Genomic DNA, 21,188 nt, shown 5'->3' with positions numbered 1-21,188 from the left:
GCGGCCGCCTGACTGAGTCCTCGTTCTAACTCGGGAGTCACCTTGTCCGTCAACAGGAAGCTCATGGAAATGGCGCCGAGGACCTCGGCGGTGGAACGGACGCAGGATAGGAGCTGCGATGCAATGTGCGCCCAGTGATGATCCCTTCGTTGTCGTGGGCAACTCCGCTCTCGCGCGCCTTGATCAACGACGCTCGCAGAATTGCGGTGTTAGTCATGGTCTTGACGGTCAGTCGCGGCACACGAGCCGAAAGGGCACGCTCCAGCGTTGCCTCGGCCGAGAACGCCAGCATTGCCTTTCCCAGTGCCGTACACAGAGCTGGAATCCGGCCACCGATCTGGCTGGGCAGCTCTACTCCATCGTGCCCATAGATCTTCTCGACGTAGAGCACATCCATTCCGTCGAGCACCGCCAGATGCACTGTTGCACCGAATGTCCGGTACAGGTCGGACATGTACGGGATGGCAACCGAGCGCAGACTACGCGGCCGGCACTCGGCGACCATGTTTCCAAGCTCGAAGGCGGCACGACCCAGCCGGTAACGCGCGTCGACCCGTTCGACGTATCCATGATCGACCAGCACCCCCAGCAGACGATGTGCGGTGCTCTTGGGAATGCGCGCACGACCCGCGATCTGCGAGACCCCGAGCAGCGAACCGCCGCCACGGAAAGAGTCCAGCACCGCCAACGCCTTGCCGACGCTCGTGCCCAACGCCGATCCGCCGTCGCGGACGGTCGACGTCTGCGCGAAGGTCGAGATCAATGATTCTGTGGGTGACCGAGGCGGTGCCGCTGCAGTCATCTGGCCTCCTTGGGATCACAGAAGCGCGGGGTTGGACCGATACGGCGAAATGGCATGTGGAGCGGTGTGACGGGAGCAACACTACGGAACCGACGCTCCGCAGTCAACGTGCGTGTTGAAAACCACTCGATCCTCGGCCGGATGGAATCCGACCGGCGGTCATCACGCCATCCGGTCCCGCGATGCGGAACGCGAACCTTGGCAGCACGGCCGGCGTGCCATAAACCGCTAGTACACAAAGGAAGAGGCTGCGGGGCTCCGACGGGCTGGTCACCGGCCACCAACTGACGACCGACGGCTCGCAGCTCAGACGGGAATGTGCATGAAAGATATCGTCCACAGGTTCGGTTACCTGGCCATCGGCGTGAGCGATCTCGTCGAAGCCAAAGAGTTTTACTCGAGATTCGCCCGCCTCGACCTCACCGAGGTCGTCGGATCGACTGCGTTCATGACCGGCGGGCGAGAACACCACTGGGTGCGGCTAGAAGAAGGAAACGGACAGGGAGTCAAGCGCATCGGGTACGAGGTCACCGGTGAAGAAAGCCTCGGGCAGGTCCGCGACGAGTTGAAAAGCTGGAACATCGAGTTCGAAGAGGGGGGCAACCCTGCGGCCGACCGCGTGTCCCACTGGCTTCGATTCACCGACCCTGGCGGAACCGACATTGAACTGTTTTCGGGGATGTACGAGCGCGGCGTCGCACCGGTCAACACTGGTGTTAAAATGGAGAAGTTCTTGCATGGCGGCTGGGAGACGGCGCAGTTCGACACCACCACCCGTTTCTATCAAGAGGTCCTTGGCTTCAAGCCATCAGATTGGATCGCTGACAAAGTTGCATTTTTACGGGCCGGCGACAGGTATCACCATTCGCTTGTGTTGCTGAGGGGACAGCGCTCGGCGTTCAACCACTTCTGTGTGCAGGTCGAGTCCATCGACGACGTTATGCGTTTCCGCAACAATGCAATACGTCACGGTGTCAAGTTGCGCGACGACCTGCTCCGCCACGCTCCATCGGGCTCCATTGGGGTCTATATGCAGGATGAAGCGCGAGGCTTTGCCGTCGAATTCTGCACGGGCCATCCGCAGGTGGACGATGCGACACATAAGGCGAGGATTCTGCCGATGGCCCCCGAAACTGCTGACATCTGGCTGTCGGCGTTACCGGATCTGCCGGTCGAACCGTCGTCGCGGGCCCTTATTATCCCCGACGTCAGCGAACCGATCGAAAGCGACCGCGGACAGGCCGTCGAATCGCCCCCAGTCGGCGCGCAACCAGTCCACGACGCGTGACCACGTTTCCCAACAGCGCACCCGAAGCGAGAGGCAACATATTGTGACCACTCCAGACAAGTTGGTAGTCGACGATCGGGATAAGGGGTTGTTCCGAATCCACCGGTCCGCCTTCACATCCGAGGAGATTTTTAAGCGCGAGCAGGAAGAGATTTTCGGTAAAAGCTGGCTTTACGTCGGGCATGAGTCAGAGATCCCCGACCCGAACGACTTTCAGACCAGGCGGGTCGGCGGGCGGACGGTGATCTACACCAGAGACAAGCAGGGCCACGTCCACGTCATGCTCAACAGCTGCCGCCACCGCGGGGCCGAGGTCTGCCGCGAACGCCGTGGCAACCGCAAGATCTTTACCTGCTTTTACCACGGCTGGGCCTACACCAACCAAGGCACGTTGGTCAGCGTGCCCGACGGTGATCGCTACAGCGAAGCATTCGACCGCGGCGAACACGGCCTCTTCAAGCCCCGAGCCGAAACCTACCGCGGTTTCACTTATCTCACGTTCGGCGCCGATGCGCCTGATCTGGAAACGTATTTGGCGGACGCCAAGCACCTCATCGACCTCGTCGCCGACCAATCGTCGACGGGCATGTACATCGTGCACGGAACTCACAACTACTCCATGCGCGCAAATTGGAAGCTGCTGATGGAGAACAGCTGCGACGGATATCACGCCTTCACGGTGCACCAAACTTACTTCGAGATGATGCTGAACCTCGGGGTCACCCCGGGCCTGGTCGCCGAGCAAGGCCGCGGCGCCGGATGGGATCTCGGCAACGGTCACGCCGTAGTGGAGAGTCCGGAACTCGGCATGCCGTTGATGTCGGAAGAGATTCTGGCGGCGACCGTCTTGCGGCGCACGGAAATGGCGGACCGAATTGGCGAGGCCCGCACAAAACGGATGCTGAACACCACCCGTAACCTCATCATTTTTCCCAACATGGCGATCGTCGACCTCAACTTCGGGATCCAGGTACGCACGATGTACCCGCTCGCTCCCGACCGCACCGAGATCACCGGCTGGCAACTCATGCCGAAGGACGTTTCGGAGGCACTGAAGCGCTACCGAATCGACAACGCCCTCACCTTCTGGGGGCCGGCCGGCCTTGCGACGCCCGACGACGTTGAGGGCCTTGAGCAGTGTCAGCGAGGCTTCTCCTCGATGCGGGAGATCGAGTGGTCCGACATCTCCCGGGGCATGAGCTCACCACAGCCGACCGCCGTGGACGAACTTCAAATGCGCTGCTTCTGGCGCCAATGGAACGCGTCGATCACTGGTGAAAGCACCGTCTCGGAGGGATCCCCTTATGGCACTTCATATCTCGAGCGACCGGAAGCACAGCCGGTACTGGAGACCTCAAGCAGCGGGATAACACAGTGACCGGCGTCCTGTCCGCCGCGACGTTAACCCGTGCGGATGTTGAAGACTTCCTCTACCACGAGGCCGCGCTCCTGGACGAGTGGCGCCTCGAAGAATGGTTGGACCTTTTCACCATCGACTGCGTCTACGAGGTACCCGCGCCGGATCGGCCCGACGACGATCCGGCCGAAACCTTCGCGCTCATCCATGACCGTCGACCCATGCTTGAGCAGCGCGTGATCCGGCTGACGAAGCCGACCGCACATGCTGAATTTCCGCACTCCAGAACACGCCGTTTCATCACCAACGTGCGGATCATCGATGCCGACAGCGGTCAGATCTGGGTGGGCGCCAACTTCGCGGTACACCGAGTGAGGAACGGCATTGAAGTCACCTATGTGGGGCGCTACGAATACGACCTCACCCTCGAGGCGGACGAGTGGAAGATCCGTCGCCGCAAAGCGATCTTGGACCAAGATGTCCTGGACCCACACGGCAAGATCAGCATCATCCTCTGAGTCAGAGCGACAGTGAACATCAGCGGACGAACAGCGGTCGTGACCGGCGCCGCCAGCGGCCTCGGTCTCGGTATCGCACGCCATCTGGTATCCCTCGGAGTCAGGGTCTGCCTGGCCGATGTGAACGAACAAAGTCTGGAAAAGGCGCTTCCGTCGATACCGGCCAACGGCACCAGTGGCGCCATCGGGGTGGTCGCCGATCTCAGCCAGCGCGCGGGCGCCCAGAGACTCGTCGACGCCGCGACTGATGCGTTCGGGCACGTCGACATCCTCGTCAACAATGCCGGTGGAGGCGTCATCCGGCCAACGCTCACACACACCGACGCCACGCTTCACGAAACGTTTGACCGCAATCTGTGGACGATGCTCTACACCACCATCGAGATGATCCCGCACATGATCGAACGCAACTACGGCCGAGTAGTAAGCATCGGTGCGGAATCCGTTCGCAACGGGCTATGGCAGCACGCCGTCTACAGCGCCGCCAAGGGCGCCGTCCACGGCGTGACACCCGGCTTGGCCCGTGAGTTCGCCCAATACAACATCACTTTCAACGTGGTCGCGCCAGCGATGGTGATCACGCCTGAGCATGCGGCATTAGTGGAGCGGATGCCCGAACACGACAGGCGGGAACATGAGCGATTCCTTGAGCAAATTCGTGGCTCCATTCCGGCTGGCCGCAGCGGAACCGTCGATGAAATCGCGTCTGCGACAGCCTATCTGGCATCCGACGACGCGGGATTCGTCACCGGACAAATTTTGAGCGTCAACGGTGGCAGCTCGATGTTGTGACTTCACACCGCGGCCACGCCGACGTGGCCACAGCCTTTTCGAGCCCGGAGGAAACCATGTCTTTGACCTTCGCTTTCACCGTCGGCGACCTCGCCGACGGCCAGGCGCGGCAGATGCCCGCCGCGCCGCACATCGCGGTGTATCGCGTCGGCGAAGACTTCTATGCCACGCAGGATTCGTGCAGTCACGAGGAATGGTCACTCGGCGAGGACGGCGAACTGGAGGGGCACGAAGTGATGTGTTCACTGCACATGGCGCGCTTCGACGTCCGGGACGGGCGTGCCCTGTGCCTGCCAGCCATGAAAGCACTCAAGACATATCCGGTCAGCGTTACCGATGGGCGGGTGCTGGTGGATGTGGACGGTCACCATGTCGCAGCGACTGACAACGTGGCCGGCAACGGAAACCGGTCCGGATGAGTGAACTGTCGCGCAAACGCCAAAAGGCTGGCCAGGCGCCCAGTCACAACTACACAACCCGGCGAAGAGCCCTTATCAGGGCTGCTGCGGAAGTCTTTCGCATCAAAGGCCTTTCGGGCACCAGCTTGCACGATATCAGCGAAGCCATTGGTGTCGACCGAGCCAGCTTGTACTACTACTTCGGCAGCAAAGAGCAGCTGTTCCGCGCGGTGATCCTGGAGTCGACAGAAGATGTGGTTGCCTACGCTCGGGCGATCAGCACAGGACCGGGCACCGCGCGAGAACGCCTCACGGCCCTCATCACGCACATCGTGTCGTCGTTTAATCGCCACTACCCATCGCTGCACATCTTCGTTCAGGAGGACATGCGGCGGGTTCGGAGTCGCGACGATGCGTGCGCCGACGCCGAATTTCGCCGGCTAGCCGAGCTGGCCGACCTGTACATGTCGACGCTGGACGACATAATCCGGGACGGCATCGAGGCCTCCGAGTTCCGTAATGTCGGCAGCTCCTACGCGACTGCACTAGTCATCCAAGGTTCACTCAACTGGATGCACCGATGGCTGGATCCGGGCGATGAGTGGGAAATATCAAGCGTAGCAGAGCTATTCGTTACCATCTTGCTCGATGGTCTAGGAGTAACGGCACCCACCGCGAGCGACGAAGGGGGCAGCCCGTCGCCGTTACAGGCTGCCGAATGACCCGTACCTGGGTGTCGTCGTGGACTTCGGCCCTGCCGCTCTCGACCAACGGGACCTGCTGGTGCTCTTGACTCAGTGAGGTGCAACCGAATAGCGGCACCCGAGATTGACTGCTCAGCGCGGGGTTCACAACCATCACCGGGGCGACCGGCTGCTGTCGACGTTCGACACCACACTGCTGGGTGCGGACGACGGCGGTGCGTCGGATTACGGCCAAGTCAACCGCAAACCGGACAATCAGCCTGCACAGACTCATTGAACACTAAGGCTTCCCAAGCCGAGGGACCGCCGGCGCTTCCCGATTCGCTGCTGAACGACACAGGCGTGCCGAGCGGGCGCTGACGATCGCCGCAGCCAACCAATGTCCAGGTCGATCTAACGGTGAGCTGGCAGCCTTGGCTGTCGGAGTCAACGTATACGTTGACGCAAAGGTCTTATCGCGAGAGAGGTCAACGGTCTTCGCATTCATATTGTTTCCACGTATACGTTGACAAAAATCTGCACGGCGGCCACGATGAACGTCGTCTGTGGCCAATACCGCGGCCAATGACACTGCTGATAGTTGCCGTGGTACGACTCGGTCTTTGGGTCGTCGTACTGGTGGAGGATGATGGCTCGGATCGCTACGCCGCCGGAGTCCACGACGGCCCTGATTGTGGCGCCGGAGCACCAAAATGGGCTGCAGCGGGCACGTTCTACGGCCACAGCGACGTTCCGCCGCACGGTATCTCGGATCGTTCATACCCCTGGGAACAGTGCGGCGACGACGGGTCGCGGTTTTCAGATGTTGCTTCAAGTGCTGCGGTACGTAGTCACCGATACGTTGTCGTTCAAGTTGCCGGTCGGCGAGGCGTTGGTGCAGGCGTGGGCGCTGTTCAAAGTGACGGCGATTCCTGCCTTAATGATGGCGATTCCGTTTGGTGCGTTGGTAACGGTGGTGACCTCGGGTCTGGTCAATCAGGTCGGGGCGACGTCGTTGTTGGGCGCGGCCAGCGGGGTGGTGGGCTGCGTTCGGGAGATCGGCCCGCTACGGTTTCCCAGTTGCCTCAGCTTGGTAGGTCGTCGAGCCGCATGAGTGACGGACTCAACGCCAACGTTGATGAAATTGTCGTATTGTCGCCCAGTCAACGGACTTCGTAGAGAATTTGCTTCTACGGATACGTTGACAAGAATCTGCACGGCCGCCACGATGAGGGGCGTGAGGCCGATGCCGCAGGTCGTCGGATCCGCACGGCCAGTGTCTGGAACCGTGGGGGGAAGTAGAGACCACGGCTGGTCACTTGCGGCGTGGCCGAACCGATCTGGAGTCTGGAGTCGATGCGTGAAGCCGATGAGCCGATTACCGCCGACGAGATCGAGGTTATGGTTGACGCCAGCGAGGTCGAGTTACTTCTTGGCGATGGTCAACACACTCGCGCGGGGTTGGTGGCCGCAGCGCATTTCGCGCTCCTCTGAAGTGCAGGCCGTCGCCTCGCAGCTTTCTTCGTACTCGATGAGCGCCCATTCGCGTGCTGATACCGATTCCCGTCGGCGACACGCCCGCCACACCTGTCGGAGTGCAGCCTTGCTCTCAAACTCAAGGAGGAAGACCAATGCGAGTCCTGAGGAAGTTCGGCGACATCCCGACCAAGCCCGGCACCCACTCCCCGGAATTCATGGCACATCTGGAAAACTGCGCAATGGTCAAGGGCGGCATTCCCCCAGTGACCGTCGCCGACCCGCTACACACGCACAAATTCGACCAGTTCTACTTCGTCATGAGCGGCGTCGTCGACGTGCAGTTGGGAACCGACAAAGTGCGCGCCGAACCCGACACGTTGGTTCGCATCCCCGCCGGCCTAGCCCATTTCGCATTGAACGAAGGCGTCGATCCCGTTGTTCAGATGGAAATCCTGCTTCCCGCACCAGTTCCCGCAAGCGGAGGTGAATTGATTCCGATCAAGGAGCTCTGCACGGAGAACGACGAGCCACCGCCGCCGAACTGTTTGACGCAAGTTCGAGCCGATAAGTGGATGAGCATGCCCGACGGCAAAATCGAGTTGCAGATCCTGGCGAACCGGGCATCCGGTTCCGAGCACGGCATGATCTCAGTGACTCGCGTAGCCCCTGGAACGGAACCCACTCAGTACGGCGTGCATCCCTTCGACGAGTTTTACTTCGTGCTTGACGGTGAGTTGACCGTCGACCTGTCGGGAGAAGTGTTCACCGGTGGGCGCCACGATCTGATCGTCGTGCCGGCGCGCACCCCGTATCGCGCGTGGAACGCGGGCGAGCAGCCGGAACGCCACTTGACCGTCGTTGCACCTGAACCGCCGTCGTCGATGGAGTTGTCGAGCTGGACGGTTCCGGTCGACTTCGCGCGCCAGTGACCGCGGCGAACCTGATCCGGGTCGCCGCCACCGACCTCGAGGTCTTTCCGCTGTGTCTGGGCTGCAACGTCTTCGGCTGGACAGTTGGCCAAGACCAGGCCTTCGCCGTCCTCGATGCCTTCTCCGGTGCCGGCGGCAACTTCTTCGACACCTCCGATGCTTATTGGAAATTCATCGAGGGCAACAGCGGTGGTGAGTCAGAGACCATCATCGGCGAATGGATGCGGCGGCGCGGGCGCGGCGACCGCATGGTGGTATCAACCAAGATCGGCGTGCTGGACGGCATGACCGGCGGCCTGACACCGCCGAAGATCCGCCGGTACGTCGAGGGCAGCCTGAAACGGCTGGGCGTCGAAACCATCGACCTGCTTTACGCGCACGCCGACGATCCGGAAACGCCGCTCGAAGAGACCCTAACCGGATTCGATGCCCTCGTCCGCGAGGGCAAGGTCCGCTACATCGCCGCCTCGCGATACACCGCGTCGCGCCTCAGCGAGGCCGCCGCGGTGGCCGAACGGGAAAATCTCGCGTCATTCGTTGCCACCCAGTCGCTGTACAGTCTGGTCGAGCGTGAGTTTGAAACGACTCACACCGCAGTGGTGGAGCGATTGGGACTCGCGGTCATGCCGTATTACGCGTTGGCTGCGGGATTCCTGACCGGGAAGTATCGGCCGGGCAGTACTCCCAACAGCGTGCGTGCCGAAGCGGAAGCCCGTCCGGCCAATCCCACCCTGTATCTAGACGACCACGGTCTAGCCCTACTGGCCGTGCTCGACGACATCGCCGCCGCCCATCACACGACCGTGGCCGCTGTGTCGCTCGCATGGTTGATCGCGCAAGACTTCGTCACCGCACCTATCGCCAGCGCACGTACGGTCGCGCAACTCGAAAATATCCTTCCTACAATGGAGTTAGCCTTGTCAGCAGAGGACGTCCAGCGCCTGCGTAACGCCTATCCGAGTCCCATCCCGACTCCGTCGACAAAGCGCGACCAGTGAGCGCGCCCTCGCGCAAGGCCCGCACCATGGGATTCGCCATGCGCCACGCTTCGCTGGTGAATATGTGGATGTGGGGTGGCGACCTCGAACGTAAGAACTGGCGGCGAAGACGCAAATTGTTGTGTCGGGCGCCGAGTTCGGCCATGCGCAAGCGCCTCTCGGTGCGCGCGGAGACGTTCCGTGGTCGGACGGTATGGCACATCGGCCCCCTGGACTCACGATCCTCGGTACGCATCCTCTACTGGCACGGTGGGGGTTTCGTCTTCGGACCGATGTCGATTCACTGGAAGTTCATCACCCGACTCGCGCACGACTTCGGCATCTCGTTCATCGTTCCGCTGTATCCACTGGCGCCCGACGCCCAGGCGCCCGAGATCACCGACTTCGGCATAGCGCTGTATCGCTCATTGGTGGCCACCACTGGGGCCGACGACCTCGTCATGGCGGGCGACTCCGCTGGCGGAATGCTCACTGCCGTCATCGCACTTCTGGCTCAGGACGAAGGGATCGACCTGCCAAAGGGGCTGGTGCTGATCTCGCCCGGACTTGAGGCGGTTCGGCGAGACGATCCGGACTATCCGGCGATTCGCCGGCGCGACAGCATGCTGAGCGATCGGACGATCGACGAGTTGCGTGCGCTGTATGCGGGTGGTCTCGCCGACGACGACCCCCGTATCAGCCCCATCGTGGGCGACTTCACGAACTTCCCGCCGATGTTGATGTTCGCCGGAACGGACGACGTGCTGGTACTGGAGTCGCGCGCATTCAAACGGAAGTGGCCTCAGGTGGAGTACGTCGAAGAGGCCGGACTCTTCCACTGCTGGCCGATCATGCGGTTGCCCGAGGCGATCCCCGCCCAGAATCGAATCGCGCAGTTCGCCCTTTCGGTACTCCCCTAGCTGCCGAAGACTTCGTCCCCGACCGCCCATCCACACGCCATTCGGAGCGGCTGCATGGTTGCTCAGTTCCATGGCCGATTTCGGTTTGGTCGCGAAACCCCCCTTCTCGGTGGGGATTCCGGCATCAGTACACCGCTGGGGATCCTCGGTCCAGGAGCGAGCATGTCGGCGGCCACCGCCCAGCTGACGGCTACGGGCGAGACGCCGAATTGAACGGCAATGATGCCGAGCACTGGCACCACAGCTGTCTGCAGCAGCCCGACGGTGAGGGCGACTAGGCCGAGAACGACAACCAGCGACCCGACGTGCGCGTGAACGATCCCGCCGTCGGCCGCTTTTCGCACAACTGTTGGGTCGGTCCAGTCGCCAACAACAGCTGCACATCCCGACCTCGCCGATTATAAGTGCTTACGTCAACCGCGACAGGTGCAGTTGGTAGGCGCCGATCGCGGTCACGGTTGGAAAGTGCCAAGTCACAGCGCGCCGATAATCGACCATTACGTCAGCGCCGCCGCATGGGACCGACGGATTCCAGCCACTAGTTGTCTTCATGACGGGGAGGCATGCTCGGGGCTGGTACCCAACCAATGCGGGACGGGCCTGAGTATGCGCATATCGTCTTGCCCTCTGTTGAAACAACTTTCGCGCCTCTGCGCAGCAGCGCGTTGGTAACTTTGGGGCTCGGGTGATGCGGGCTGGCCTTTGCTGAACTAACGACGGCATCCAACGTGTTGAACGATCCCTGAGGTCCGATAAATCGGTCGAGCAACGAGGGTGCAGAGTTGTGGTGACTGCCGTGATGCGGAACTTGGAAGACGCTGAGCGGCTGATCGGTGAAAGTGCCGATCCGCAGCTCGTATTCAGCAGCGGCAAGGCTGAGTGCTGGCACGCCTGCGTCTCCGGTGAGCAGAATACGTTGCCCGTCAATGGATTCCAATAACAATACCGCTGATGTGTTATTGCGGTGACTTGTCACCGGATTGTCCTCCAGGGTTTCCTCAGGGAGGTATGGGAGCGCCCCGGCGCGGAAGCCTCCTGCAGCCGCTATCGCGCTAGACAAGACCTTCGCCACGGTGCGCTTAGCTTCACCGATGCCTGACCGCTCTTCGCTTACATGGAGACCTACGAGGTACTCGTAGTACTCGACGGATGGCCCCAGGACCCGAAGTGCGCCACCCCATCTTGTGAGGCCAGTGAATGGCTCGCTCACCGGCACGCCGCGCGATTCGGCCTCGTCGATCACCGCATCGATCATCTCAAGGTTTGTGAAGTGTGAAGCGTCAGCTGCCGACAGAAGGTGTCGTGGTCTGTGGATGAGAAGCTCCCGCACCGTCGTTGATTTCATCACCGTGAGAAGTCCGTTGAGGTGGTCGCCGTCGGGGTGGGTCGAAACGACTAGGTCGATCGTGTTAGTTCCGTAGTACTCGGCGATGTGGTCGACAACGTCCTCGCCGATCGCGCTGTAGCCGGCGTCAACGACGATCACGCGGTGGGTGCCGTCCGGTAGCCACAATCGGCCTGCGATTGCATCCCCGCTCTTAGTGCCGTTGCCGTCCTCGGCTTCCACTGGCAGGAAATCAAGCTCGTACATCACTGTTCCTCTGGTGCCCAAAATTATTCGCATCCCAAGCGGACTCCCAACGTTGGAATCTTCTACCGGGCATAGCTTTACGCTCGATCCAGTTCGGGGCAGTAGTAACTAAGAAGCGCATCTGTCAGCTGCCCGGCGCGCGCCGTAATCTTCGCCAGCGGCTCCGCGCGCATCTTCGCGAAGTCAGTACGATAGGTGTCGACTTCTTCACGCCTTGAGAGATCTGCAACGGCTACCGGCAGCCGTTCGTCCTTCATCCCCAGATAAGCATGTACGAAACCTTTGATCTGGCCGCGCTCGCGCGCCGCGTGCAGCTTCGAGCGGCCCGCATCCTGCGCCACGGTGTGAGTGATCGCGAAAGCTTGCTTCAAGCGCCCGAAAATGAATCGCGCGGGAGTACCGACACTTCGTCCCTGACCAGCGTCAGCAGCGATCAGGTAATCCAAATCGTAAGTGTGCTTGGTATATTCAGCCGAACGCCCCGGCATAAGTGGCGTCAGCCCCAGGTTGTCGTAGACTCCCCCGTCCGTCATCACCACAGTCCGGCCGGAGACGACGCCGCTCTGGTCGCGAAACTTGTAGTCACGACGGAGCGCCGGCAACAGCAACGGGAACGCTGCCGACGCAGCTACTGCCTCGGCAACCGTTATGGGGCCCACTATTTCACCGTAAGCAGAGCAAGCGCTAACTCTTCTTCCAAATCGCACCGCATTACCCGACGCCATGTCGGTAGCCGAAACGATCGTGTCCAAATCGGGATGGGTCACCTCGTCGATCAACCGTCGACCGAACGGTCGTGCAGCAACAGCGGCCACAAGGCTGCCGGTACGGTTGTTCCTCGGTGGGGCCCCGGTGACCACACTCTCACCGAGGCTGATGAGACTTCGAGCGATGGCGCCAGGCGCCAAAGTCCTGGATACGAGTTCCATTTGCAAACTGCGGCTGAGCATGGCAACCACTGATTCATCGAACTGCTGGAAATCTTCTGGTCCGTATGCCCACATCGAAGCCAACAGACTGCCCCCGCTGACGCCGGAGACGACACGAACATGTCGGAGGAGGTCTCGCTCGTGCAGCGCGCGCAAGCAACCCAGGCCGAACGCGGTTGCACGAAAACCACCTCCAGAGACGGCGAGGCCGATGCGCGGCAAATCTGTCACGAGTAGACCCGAAACCTTTGTCGTATCAAGCTTTTCAGCTATGGGACCTGGGCACTCATGGTTACTTCTTCTTACCGCCCTTATTGCTCTCATTCACTGTGGTCTTGGGGTTCTTTTTCACGGTCGACTGCTTCACGAATCGGCCTGTGATCGCGCTGCGCCCTGTCTTGCCCGCCATGACGCTCCCTCCTAGCGTTTCATATCCGATAGAGTGTTTGAATCCTAACACAGTGCGTCGGCGGTGACAGGGCCTTGCAGATGTGAGACAGTGCCTAAATGCCCAAGACCAGCATCAACCCGGCCTTGCTACACGCGGCTCTCGACGCTGTGCGCCAACAACGTCAGCTATCTTGGCGCGGTCTAGCCGGCGAGATTGGCGTCAGCCCATCATTACTCTCAAGACTTAGCAATGGGCTCAAGCCCGATACCGACGGTTTCGCGACAATCGTTGCGTGGCTTAGGGTTCCTGCCGAGCAGTTCTTCGAGACCGACGACCCGACGATAGCCAACAATGCGCGCGAACCAGATCTGATGGCTCAGCTCGCGCCGCTGCTGCGCGCAAGAAAAGATCTCAGCGAGACAGACATCAAGTATCTACAGCAAATCATCGCTTTGACCGTAGAACGCGCTCGCACGCAAGGGTGAGCCGTGCGACGTGGATTCAAAACCGAGGCCAAGCGCCTCGCACTGGAACTGCGCGCGGACATTGGCCTCGACGCTCACGCACCCTTCGACCCCTATGCCTTCGCCACTGAATATGGCATCACCGTCGTCCAACTGAGCGGATTAGACGGGGCAGCACGCGATCACTTTCTGAGGGCGAGCGGAAGCGCACTGTCTGGCGCTTTGATACCCGTTCAGACAGGGGCAATCATCCTGGAAAACGATGCCCAGCCGCTGACACGCCGGCGCACAACTATGTGTCACGAGCTTGCTCATGTCGTGCTGGAACATCAGTTCGGCGTGTCCCTTTCGGCGGACGAGCGCAAGTGCGGCCTTGGTGGCGACCAGGAGGACGAAGCCGACTGGCTTTCGGGCGAAATGCTCATCCCATACGATGGCGCCATCCGCTTGGCCCGCTCCGACGCCACCGACCAACAGGCGGCGAACGTCTTCGACGTCAGCCTTGCGGTCGCTCGTTGGCGTATGAACCACAGCGGTGCAAGAAAAATCGTCGAACGCAGCCGCGATAAATTTGCGAGATCGCGCCGCCGATAATGCTCAATTACGTCAGTAAAGACGACTCATCACGAAGCCTGGCCGCCGCGACTCTCGTATCTGCTCTCCCACGGATCGCGTACCTCTTGGTCGACCCGGTCACGATCATCAGTCCACGCTGGATCGCCGGACGCGTCGAACAGTTCGGCCACGTCGGCCCACGGTCGCCAGACTCGGCACGTGTCTGCATTGTCGGAGACCATCGGTCGAGTCCTTCCGCGATACACCATCCGGTCCTAGTCCTGTGGCTTGAAAATCTGCCAGTTTCATCCTAGGTCTGTCACGCCGATAACCGCCGACTACGTCAAGTGCGGTGAGCCCAACTGATGCGTGGGCGCGTCCAGTCCTTTCGACGCTTTGGCACTCTGTCCGCACGCATGTCTACTCTTGACTGCCTGCGCCGGACCTTCGGCGGCACCTGCGCTGCGCACCGCGATCTCGCGCAGTGTTTGGGTGCTTAGTACGACGACTTCAGGTGTGCGGGCCGCGACGAACGCAGGCTGGCAGCTGGCGGAAGGCGAAAGACGTGAGCGACAACGTACCGGACCCGAACGCTGGCGAGACTGTCCACGTCACAATTCAGATATCGCGCGAGTCGCTGTGCTCGTTGCCCATCAGGATGTACTGGTTCCCGGATGGCGCCAACATGGCCGGCCTCGAAGGCTTGCCAACGGGCCGCCCGCTGGGAGATGGCACTGCTTTCCTGTACCGGTACGACGGGAACGTCTATCTCGTCACGGCCGGCCATAATTTCTCGGGCAGGCACGCCGAAAATGACCAACTCGGAAGCCGTGGAGTTGCCCCGACCCACATCCGGATTGGGTTACGGAGCCCGCTTCCGCCAGGAGGACACAATCTCCGCGAGCCCTTCAGCATCAAGCGACTGCTCCTTCCCATTGTCGACGCCGACGACAACCCTCTGTGGCTCGAGCATCCGCACTACGGACGCCGAGTCGATATCGCCGTCCTACCGTTCGACGTGACCGATCCGACCGTGCAGATAGAGGCCTACGAGGCCGAGCCGACAAAGCCACCGACCGCGACCGACCCGAGAATGCGGCCCACCGAGGACTTGTTCGTCGTCGGCTTCCCATACGGGCTCCAAACCGGGATAGACCTTCCGCTATGGATTCGCGGGACCATCGCCTCCGAACCCGCGTTCTACTGGAGATCGGACCTCGGACAAGAGCTTCCGCTCTTCCTGGTCGACAGCCGCACCCGAGAAGGCCAGTCCGGCGCCCCGGTCATATTTTTCCGACCCCCCAACACATTGTTCCTTTCCGAGCAACAACAACTCAGCTACACCAAAGGCTCCCAATCGAAGCTCCTCGGCGTCTACTCGGGCCGGGCATTCGCGAAGGACGATACCGGCTCGTCCGACCTAGGGTTTTGCTGGCGCATAAGTGAAGTCAGAACCATATGCACCAAACAGGTGCGAGCGAAGCGAGTCGCCAATAGCGGTATCAGTGACCATAGCGAGCAAGTCCTTTTCGACCATTTGAGCGACGATGACCTCGTCACACTGCTGGCGAACTCAGGCGGAGCCCTATCTACCGCGCTCGTAACTCGCCTGGCGCTCATCCCAGGCGGCCTGCCCGGCCGAGCCGAATGGGTGTCCGATCTGTCTACCGATACCGAAACGGTCCGACTCAGTGAGCAACTGCGGGAGCGGCTGACCTCTCAGCGAGAAAGGCTAACTCTGTGGTGGGAGCAACTCAAACCCAATGATCGCCGCTACATCACCGAGCACCGAGCCGGCGCCCTAGCAGCCGACTATGCCGAAATCATCTCCGCAGCAAGCGAGTTAGCTGCTACCAAGAACGATGGGGCTGAATTTCTGCTGCCCACAATTATCAGGGTGTTCGTGGAATGGAAGATGAGCGAGTGACAACAATGGCGCTGGTGGGCGCCCTGTTTTTCACTGGACTGCGTGAAAGCGGTAAGTGTAGCCACCAACCCGCACCTTACGAAATGGGCTGCCGGACAGCTGGATCTGCGCCCCACAGAGCCACCATCGCGGCAATGTGTCGGTCGCATAGGTCAAGCTATTGAACACGGGATTTGGCACATTGCTCATCGATTACCAACGTCACCGCTCGAAGACCGCCTCCGAACCGGCTGGGCGGAAACTGTTGTGCCTAGGCGGCTTTGGTGCAAATCACCGTGACAGCCCAGCACGCGCGGTGCGAACCCCGCGCGTGACGTAGAACGCACTCCAGCGTTTCGACCTCCGCGCGTGAGGGTGAGCCCGGCAGCGGCAGTTGGGTGCGCCGCGATGCCTTCGAAAAGGCCCTTGCGCGGCCGGATCCGCGCCCCAGATTCCGACTCTTCAGGGAAGCCAACGACCGGGCCCACACGTCGAAGGTATCACTAGTAGGGCTTTAGTGTCCGATGCGTCGACGGGGGCCATCCGGCGCGGCCATTCACGACCGCGCCGCAGAACTAGTCCTCAGCATCGAACGCCTCAGCGCCATGCGGCTGTCCATTCCACCAAACTGGAGCCGCGCGCCGCAGTTCGGCGAGCTCCTCGGCAGGCACGCGTTCGGCGTATCCCCGCTCGTGGCCGGTATGTGCGCCAGACATCCATCGGCATGACGCCGTCCACATGCAACTCATTAGAATTCCAGGGTGGACGTTGGTGGAGTAGACGAGGCTTCGCGGCGGCCGGCCGATCTGCTCGGCGATGATGACGTGCCTTGGCTGCGGTCGGCTCGACACCGCGGCGGTTTGGCTTCGATCAACACCGAGAGCCTGCCGCGGCGAGTCCTGAGTGCGGTCCTCGCCAACATGCGCGAGGATCGACTGATCTTGCCGGAGCCGACCAAGGGTCAATGACCACTTGATCGAGACCTTGCTCGACGCGGAGGAGATGCGGCGGCGATGCGACGACCAAAACAAATGGGTGCTAGACCACGTTGAGGCCGCTGCTATCGGGTAGGCGCAGGCTGACCGCAAGCTTGACGAGTTGACCATCCAGTGACGCGAAGACTGCCGCGTATCCGCTCTGTCCGCCGTCCGTCGGCTCGTCGTCGTGCCAGAGCGGCGAGGTAAATCCGATGGGTGACCGTCGCTAGCCACGGGTGCGATCATCATGGCCGGCGGAGAGCGCTAGGAATGCGCCACCAGGTAAAAAGGCCGGCCAGGGTGGACGCGCGGGTATCCGATTACATCTCACCACGATGCAGGTTCCGACGCCGTCCACAGGCTCTTGAAGATTCAGCAAGCTGTGTCGTCGTAATTGCGCATCGCGAGCAGTGGTCTCAATTCTTCTAGAATCAAGGCCTGAACGCTTGGATAGCCTTTTTCTTTTGCTAGAAGTCGGAGAGTGCTCGCTTCGACTGGGAGAAGACGGATGTTTACCGGGTCAGTTCGTCGCCGACGTTCCGAGCCACTTCGACTTTTACTTTGCGCCATACACCGAATGTACTACTAGTAGTGCATTCGGCGGTTTCGACGCACCGGGATTTGCCATTGTTTGGCGAGCTTGCTCAGCGTCCAGCAGGAGACTTCGAAATCCCGCGTCATGTCGGTCAGGGTTCGCTTCTCGATCACGTACTCCTCGTAGAATCGTTCGCGGGTGATGGCTGACGTGGCGGGCGATGACCGATTCTGGAGTGCGGGGATTCCGAGTTTGCGCGCTCGCCTGAACAGGGCATGGGGGTCGATGCCAGCCTCGCGGGCCATGTCGGTGAGCCTGCGCTTGTTTACAACATGCTCTTGGTAGATCCACGCCTCAGAAATGGGTGGCGTTGGCCGATACTTGCGTATTCCGGATTCGCTGGCTTTAGCGAGTAGCGTCCGAGGAGTGATGCCGACTTCGAGCGCGATGTCTTTTATGGTGCGTTGTTTGACGATGTATTCGTGGTGCAGCCATTCGGCGTCCACGGGCTTGGGTTGCACCGAGTTGAGATGAATTGAGATGCCCAGTTCTATGGCCAGTTGTTTGACCACGTCTGAATCGATGTCAAAATGCTTGCCGATGGCGCGGATCGACCATTTCTCCCGTTCGTGTAGGCGGGCGAGTTCGGCTCTCGGAAGTCGAGTACGCGCTCGGTCGAGGCGTGTTGGCTTTTTCGGGCGCTTTTGCCCTCGACACAGGGGTTGCGGCAGCGGGGACCTTTCCAGCAGGCGCCGAACCACTAGTGGCCGCACGCCCATAGCTTTAGCGACGGCATGGGTCGATGTTGGTGACTGAAGGATCCCGCGATGGAGCTGTGCGATATCCAGCGCTTCGACGTCGGGTCCGGGCAAGTCGAGATCGGCGACCAGTGTCAGTGGCGGCGTCCATGCGACGGGTTCACCAAAGATTCGGTGCTGTCGGAGAAATCGTGATGCGAGGGCGTCGAGTCGATCACTAATCGGGGGTGCGAGCAATTCAATGGGTTCTAGTCGAACCCCCGGTTTAGACATGGGTGCAGCGAAGGGGGATCTGTTGGCGGGAAGCATGCTGACCCGGTCGAACATCCAGTTGCGGACGCGTTGTCCTGTGTGGGCACAGTCGAGGCGTCCGAAATCGGTCGTGGCGAATATCTCCTGCCAGTCCTTGTCTGGCAGCATGTTTCGGTAGTCGAGTCGCCGTCGTCGCGTGTAGTCGATCGGACTGGGGTGATCGAGCAGATAGTCGGCCAGGCGTGTCAGTGCTGTCGCGACGTTGGGCCACCACCCTTCGTTATGCAGGCGCATTCTGACGGCGCTGGACTCATTCTCGGCGTAGTTTCCGGCCGAGAGTTTCAGCGCAACGCTGCGTGCGATCTCGTGTTCGGAAGCGCGGTTGCCCACTGCGAGCAGCATTATGGCTAGCGCCGTTCGTGACGCGTTGCGCCGGCCGGATCTCCCGTCGGGGGGCAGCAGCCGAATCCACCAGTCGCTCCACAGACTGGTGGGGACGCTGCGATGCGCGGACGCAGGCAATTTGCGCGGGCACCGCGGAAACGGCTCCCACGCCCGGTATCGCAGCTGATCTAACGGGCTCATCGAGTTCCGGAGCGCCCGCACCGTCGTCGCATCGATGACGGGACTGCGGTGTCCCCTTGATAGGACAGCGTTATTCACCGTTTTACCGATCTGGCGGCGCGCTACCAGCAGAGGCTCCATCAGAACCGCGGCCTGGTCGACAGTGTCGCGTTGAAGGAGTCTCAGGGACGCACTAATGCCCACCGCGGCTATAAGCGCCGGCACTGTACGACTCGTGCTCGGCGGGGCGCGCCACCGCCGAACCTCATCGCTGTCCCACGCGCCGACGAGGTCGCCGCCCCAGTGAGGTAACGAGAGGATCTCGCGTGCATAGGGGGCCATTTCCTCAGCGAATCGCATCGCCAACAGTCGAAGATCCGCGAGAAATTGTGTCGTGGGCACCGGCATCGTTCTGTAAAGACCTGCGCTCACCGTCGTGTTGGTAAGGACTTCAGATATGGCTGCCTGCGCCTGCAGAAAAGGATGTCCCTCCGGGAGAGAAATCGTTGATGCTGCCGATAGCCGTTGCCCACAACGGGTTCCGTCCGGTCGGGCTGCACGACATGCTTCGAGAGCGGGGACGAGGTCGCCCCTGAGCCAGCCGCGGCTGGTGCGTTCAGTATGTCCACACGCCGGGCAGCTATCAGCGAGCAACTGGGAATGCTGTTGGCAGGCAAACACCCACGGAAGTCGCCACTCCAGCTGCCAGCGCCCGTGCGAGCTCGCCAGGCATGCGGGGCAAAATCGCGACCGGCCGAAGGGCCAGGTCAGCTTCATCTGCCGTCGAGCGACATCGACGGTTCCGACAACGCCGTCGAATCGGCGCCACGTCAACGACTCGATCGTGGCGGTGTCAACACCCGTCGCCGCCGAGATGGACCTCAGTTCGGCTGATTTGAGGTGTGCGGTGATATCCAACCGGCGGAGCCAGTGTTTTCCTGACACGAGGGCTGGGGGAAGGATCGCGCTGAGAAACCTGCCCCACTTGAGATCGAGACACTGTGCCAGTGCCGCCAACCACGACTCGAGCGCCTCTCCAGGCAGCGGGGTGACAGCTAGCGGAAGTGTCCGCGGACCCAGCCGCGCTCCCGATATCTCGCCCGCCGTTGGTATGGACATCAATCCGGGCGAGTTTCGCGATCCTGGTCTGACGAATGCCCACGCTTTTCCATCAAGTCGCAGACAGACACCGTCAATGCGTCGGCGATGTCGAAGAGTCGCTCGTAGAGAAGCCCACGGCGGCCGAATTCCACATCAATGAGCACATTGCGGGTCACACCGGACCTGAGTGCGAGGGCTTCTTGCGTCATGCCCTGTTCAGTACGTACCCTGCGGATGTTGGCCCCGACCCTTTGCCGGGATTGCTCCCAACGCGCCACGCGTTCCGGATTGTTCTGATTCGGACGAGTGGGCACCGCTTCAGTAATCGGCGAACACTGCACGATGTCTGCCCTACTAGTAATACATTGAGGTGTCGGTTATGGATGGTGCCGGCCGTGCCGCGTCCGGCCGGATCGGGCTGAGGGTCCGCTGTCGAACGAGGCCGACCAGGAGTTATCACGGTCAAGCTGTTGCCGAGTCGCCCCGCGCTGCACCCTGATGAGGCGCTAGACGGCTACCTTGAACGGCTCGCCGAGGCGAACGGTCTCTCCACAGCGACTCTCCACAAGCTCATGCTCGGGGCACTCAGCGCCTCTCCAGCGGCACTGGCATATTTGATGATCAAACCCCAGTGCGCCGCCCTCAAAGCGATTGCCGATCTCGGAGGAGTCGACAGCGCGGCCCTGACTGCAGCCACATTGATGCGCTACGGCGATGGTCTACCGCTGCATCTGCATGGGCTTGATCCCAGCCGGCGGCACACTTACCGCAGCCTCGTCGCGCGAGGCTGGTTTCCCCCGCACGGCACGCAAGCCTGCCCCCAGTGCCTGGCACGCGACGGCATGTGGCGGTTGGAGTGGCGGCTGCCGCTCATCACGGTCTGCACGGTTCATGGGGTCGAGTTACTCACCGAGTGCGACGCGTGTCGGCAGCGTTTCCGCATGCGGCGACACTCCCCTATGCGACCGGTTTTAGGTCCAGAACAGTTGTGCGGCAACCCGACCGGAGTCGGCCGGTACTGC

The 21,188-nt window shown here is 61.2% G+C and carries 21 protein-coding genes and 2 pseudogenes; 16 read left to right on the top strand and 7 right to left on the bottom strand.

The window, feature by feature from the left end; all coding sequences use genetic code 11:
- Positions 1-61: 61 nt before the first annotated feature.
- Positions 62-802 carry an IclR family transcriptional regulator gene (locus ACQY5A_RS08200; RefSeq protein WP_428339867.1) on the bottom strand — a complete coding sequence of 247 codons (741 nt, stop codon included), beginning with the start codon at positions 800-802 and terminating at the stop codon, positions 62-64.
- 322 nt (positions 803-1,124) lie between these two features.
- Here ACQY5A_RS08200 and ACQY5A_RS08195 point away from each other — a divergent pair, with 322 nt between their 5' ends.
- The 11 genes from ACQY5A_RS08195 to ACQY5A_RS08145 all read left to right on the top strand — a co-directional run bounded on the left by ACQY5A_RS08195 (position 1,125) and on the right by ACQY5A_RS08145 (position 10,143).
- Positions 1,125-2,090 (top strand): VOC family protein, encoded by a 966-nt coding sequence (locus ACQY5A_RS08195; protein WP_428339866.1) that lies wholly within the window; start codon positions 1,125-1,127, stop codon positions 2,088-2,090.
- A 43-nt stretch (positions 2,091-2,133) separates the two neighbouring features.
- Entirely contained in the window at positions 2,134-3,468 is a 1,335-nt protein-coding gene (locus ACQY5A_RS08190; protein ID WP_428339865.1) for an aromatic ring-hydroxylating oxygenase subunit alpha, read from the top strand.
- On the top strand, positions 3,465-3,965 hold the full coding sequence (locus tag ACQY5A_RS08185; RefSeq protein WP_428339864.1) for an aromatic-ring-hydroxylating dioxygenase subunit beta: 501 nt from the start codon (positions 3,465-3,467) through the stop codon (positions 3,963-3,965). Before ACQY5A_RS08190 ends, ACQY5A_RS08185 begins: the two co-directional genes overlap by 4 nt.
- A gap of 12 nt (positions 3,966-3,977) precedes the next feature.
- Positions 3,978-4,757, top strand: coding sequence for an SDR family NAD(P)-dependent oxidoreductase (locus tag ACQY5A_RS08180; protein ID WP_428339863.1), 780 nt, complete (start codon positions 3,978-3,980; stop codon positions 4,755-4,757).
- Between the two features lie 56 nt (positions 4,758-4,813).
- A complete protein-coding gene (locus tag ACQY5A_RS08175; protein ID WP_428339862.1) occupies positions 4,814-5,176 on the top strand; it encodes a non-heme iron oxygenase ferredoxin subunit in 363 nt (120 codons plus the stop codon).
- Positions 5,173-5,877 (top strand): TetR/AcrR family transcriptional regulator, encoded by a 705-nt coding sequence (locus ACQY5A_RS08170; RefSeq protein ID WP_428339861.1) that lies wholly within the window; start codon positions 5,173-5,175, stop codon positions 5,875-5,877. The genes ACQY5A_RS08175 and ACQY5A_RS08170 overlap by 4 nt, the downstream gene beginning before the upstream one ends.
- A gap of 784 nt (positions 5,878-6,661) precedes the next feature.
- Positions 6,662-6,952 carry a hypothetical protein gene (locus ACQY5A_RS08165; protein ID WP_428339860.1) on the top strand — a complete coding sequence of 97 codons (291 nt, stop codon included), beginning with the start codon at positions 6,662-6,664 and terminating at the stop codon, positions 6,950-6,952.
- Between the two features lie 212 nt (positions 6,953-7,164).
- Positions 7,165-7,332, top strand: a complete 168-nt coding sequence (locus tag ACQY5A_RS08160; RefSeq protein WP_428339859.1) for a hypothetical protein — start codon at positions 7,165-7,167, stop codon at positions 7,330-7,332.
- Positions 7,333-7,469: 137 nt separating this feature from the next.
- Positions 7,470-8,246 (top strand): cupin domain-containing protein, encoded by a 777-nt coding sequence (locus ACQY5A_RS08155; RefSeq protein WP_428339858.1) that lies wholly within the window; start codon positions 7,470-7,472, stop codon positions 8,244-8,246.
- On the top strand, positions 8,243-9,244 hold the full coding sequence (locus ACQY5A_RS08150; protein ID WP_428339857.1) for an aldo/keto reductase: 1,002 nt from the start codon (positions 8,243-8,245) through the stop codon (positions 9,242-9,244). The genes ACQY5A_RS08155 and ACQY5A_RS08150 overlap by 4 nt, the downstream gene beginning before the upstream one ends.
- Entirely contained in the window at positions 9,241-10,143 is a 903-nt protein-coding gene (locus tag ACQY5A_RS08145) for an alpha/beta hydrolase fold domain-containing protein (protein ID WP_428339856.1), read from the top strand. The genes ACQY5A_RS08150 and ACQY5A_RS08145 overlap by 4 nt, the downstream gene beginning before the upstream one ends.
- 538 nt (positions 10,144-10,681) lie before the next feature.
- On the opposite strand, the gene ACQY5A_RS08140 is transcribed toward ACQY5A_RS08145, so the two are convergent.
- Positions 10,682-11,734 (bottom strand): ComEC/Rec2 family competence protein, encoded by a 1,053-nt coding sequence (locus tag ACQY5A_RS08140; protein WP_428339855.1) that lies wholly within the window; start codon positions 11,732-11,734, stop codon positions 10,682-10,684.
- A 77-nt stretch (positions 11,735-11,811) separates the two neighbouring features.
- A complete protein-coding gene (locus tag ACQY5A_RS08135) occupies positions 11,812-12,894 on the bottom strand; it encodes a patatin-like phospholipase family protein (protein ID WP_428339854.1) in 1,083 nt (360 codons plus the stop codon).
- Positions 12,895-13,170: 276 nt separating this feature from the next.
- Here ACQY5A_RS08135 and ACQY5A_RS08130 point away from each other — a divergent pair, with 276 nt between their 5' ends.
- Positions 13,171-13,539: a transcriptional regulator gene (locus ACQY5A_RS08130; protein ID WP_428339853.1), complete on the top strand. Its 369-nt coding sequence runs from the start codon at positions 13,171-13,173 to the stop codon at positions 13,537-13,539.
- 3 nt (positions 13,540-13,542) lie between these two features.
- Positions 13,543-14,112 (top strand): ImmA/IrrE family metallo-endopeptidase, encoded by a 570-nt coding sequence (locus tag ACQY5A_RS08125; protein WP_428339852.1) that lies wholly within the window; start codon positions 13,543-13,545, stop codon positions 14,110-14,112.
- Positions 14,113-14,141: 29 nt separating this feature from the next.
- Here the strand turns inward: ACQY5A_RS08125 and ACQY5A_RS08120 are convergent, their stop codons facing one another.
- Positions 14,142-14,315, bottom strand: coding sequence for a hypothetical protein (locus ACQY5A_RS08120; protein ID WP_428339851.1), 174 nt, complete (start codon positions 14,313-14,315; stop codon positions 14,142-14,144).
- A 323-nt stretch (positions 14,316-14,638) separates the two neighbouring features.
- On the opposite strand from ACQY5A_RS08120, the gene ACQY5A_RS08115 reads away from it, so the two are divergent.
- Both ACQY5A_RS08115 and ACQY5A_RS08110 read left to right on the top strand, forming a co-directional pair.
- Positions 14,639-16,000, top strand: a complete 1,362-nt coding sequence (locus tag ACQY5A_RS08115) for a trypsin-like peptidase domain-containing protein (RefSeq protein ID WP_428339850.1) — start codon at positions 14,639-14,641, stop codon at positions 15,998-16,000.
- A 740-nt stretch (positions 16,001-16,740) separates the two neighbouring features.
- Positions 16,741-16,947 (top strand): hypothetical protein, encoded by a 207-nt coding sequence (locus ACQY5A_RS08110; protein ID WP_428339849.1) that lies wholly within the window; start codon positions 16,741-16,743, stop codon positions 16,945-16,947.
- A gap of 594 nt (positions 16,948-17,541) precedes the next feature.
- On the opposite strand, the gene ACQY5A_RS08105 is transcribed toward ACQY5A_RS08110, so the two are convergent.
- The 3 genes and pseudogenes from ACQY5A_RS08105 to ACQY5A_RS08095 all read right to left on the bottom strand — a co-directional run bounded on the left by ACQY5A_RS08105 (position 17,542) and on the right by ACQY5A_RS08095 (position 20,480).
- Positions 17,542-18,903 (bottom strand): hypothetical protein, encoded by a 1,362-nt coding sequence (locus ACQY5A_RS08105; RefSeq protein ID WP_428339951.1) that lies wholly within the window; start codon positions 18,901-18,903, stop codon positions 17,542-17,544.
- 822 nt (positions 18,904-19,725) lie between these two features.
- A pseudogene (locus tag ACQY5A_RS08100) lies at positions 19,726-20,184 on the bottom strand (TniQ family protein); the annotation flags it as partial.
- On the bottom strand, positions 20,184-20,480 hold the full coding sequence (locus tag ACQY5A_RS08095; RefSeq protein ID WP_428339847.1) for a helix-turn-helix domain-containing protein: 297 nt from the start codon (positions 20,478-20,480) through the stop codon (positions 20,184-20,186). The pseudogene ACQY5A_RS08100 and the gene ACQY5A_RS08095, both read right to left, overlap by 1 nt.
- A gap of 156 nt (positions 20,481-20,636) precedes the next feature.
- Between ACQY5A_RS08095 and ACQY5A_RS08090 the strand changes: the two are divergent.
- Positions 20,637-21,059: pseudogene (locus ACQY5A_RS08090) on the top strand (TniQ family protein); the annotation flags it as partial.
- Positions 21,060-21,188: the final 129 nt, after the last annotated feature.

The sequence above is a fragment of the Mycobacterium sp. genome (genome assembly GCF_965277065.1).
GTDB lineage: Bacteria > Actinomycetota > Actinomycetes > Mycobacteriales > Mycobacteriaceae > Mycobacterium.
The sequence above is the reverse complement of the archived record's forward strand: the minus strand, read 5'-3'. Positions and strand labels throughout refer to the sequence as shown.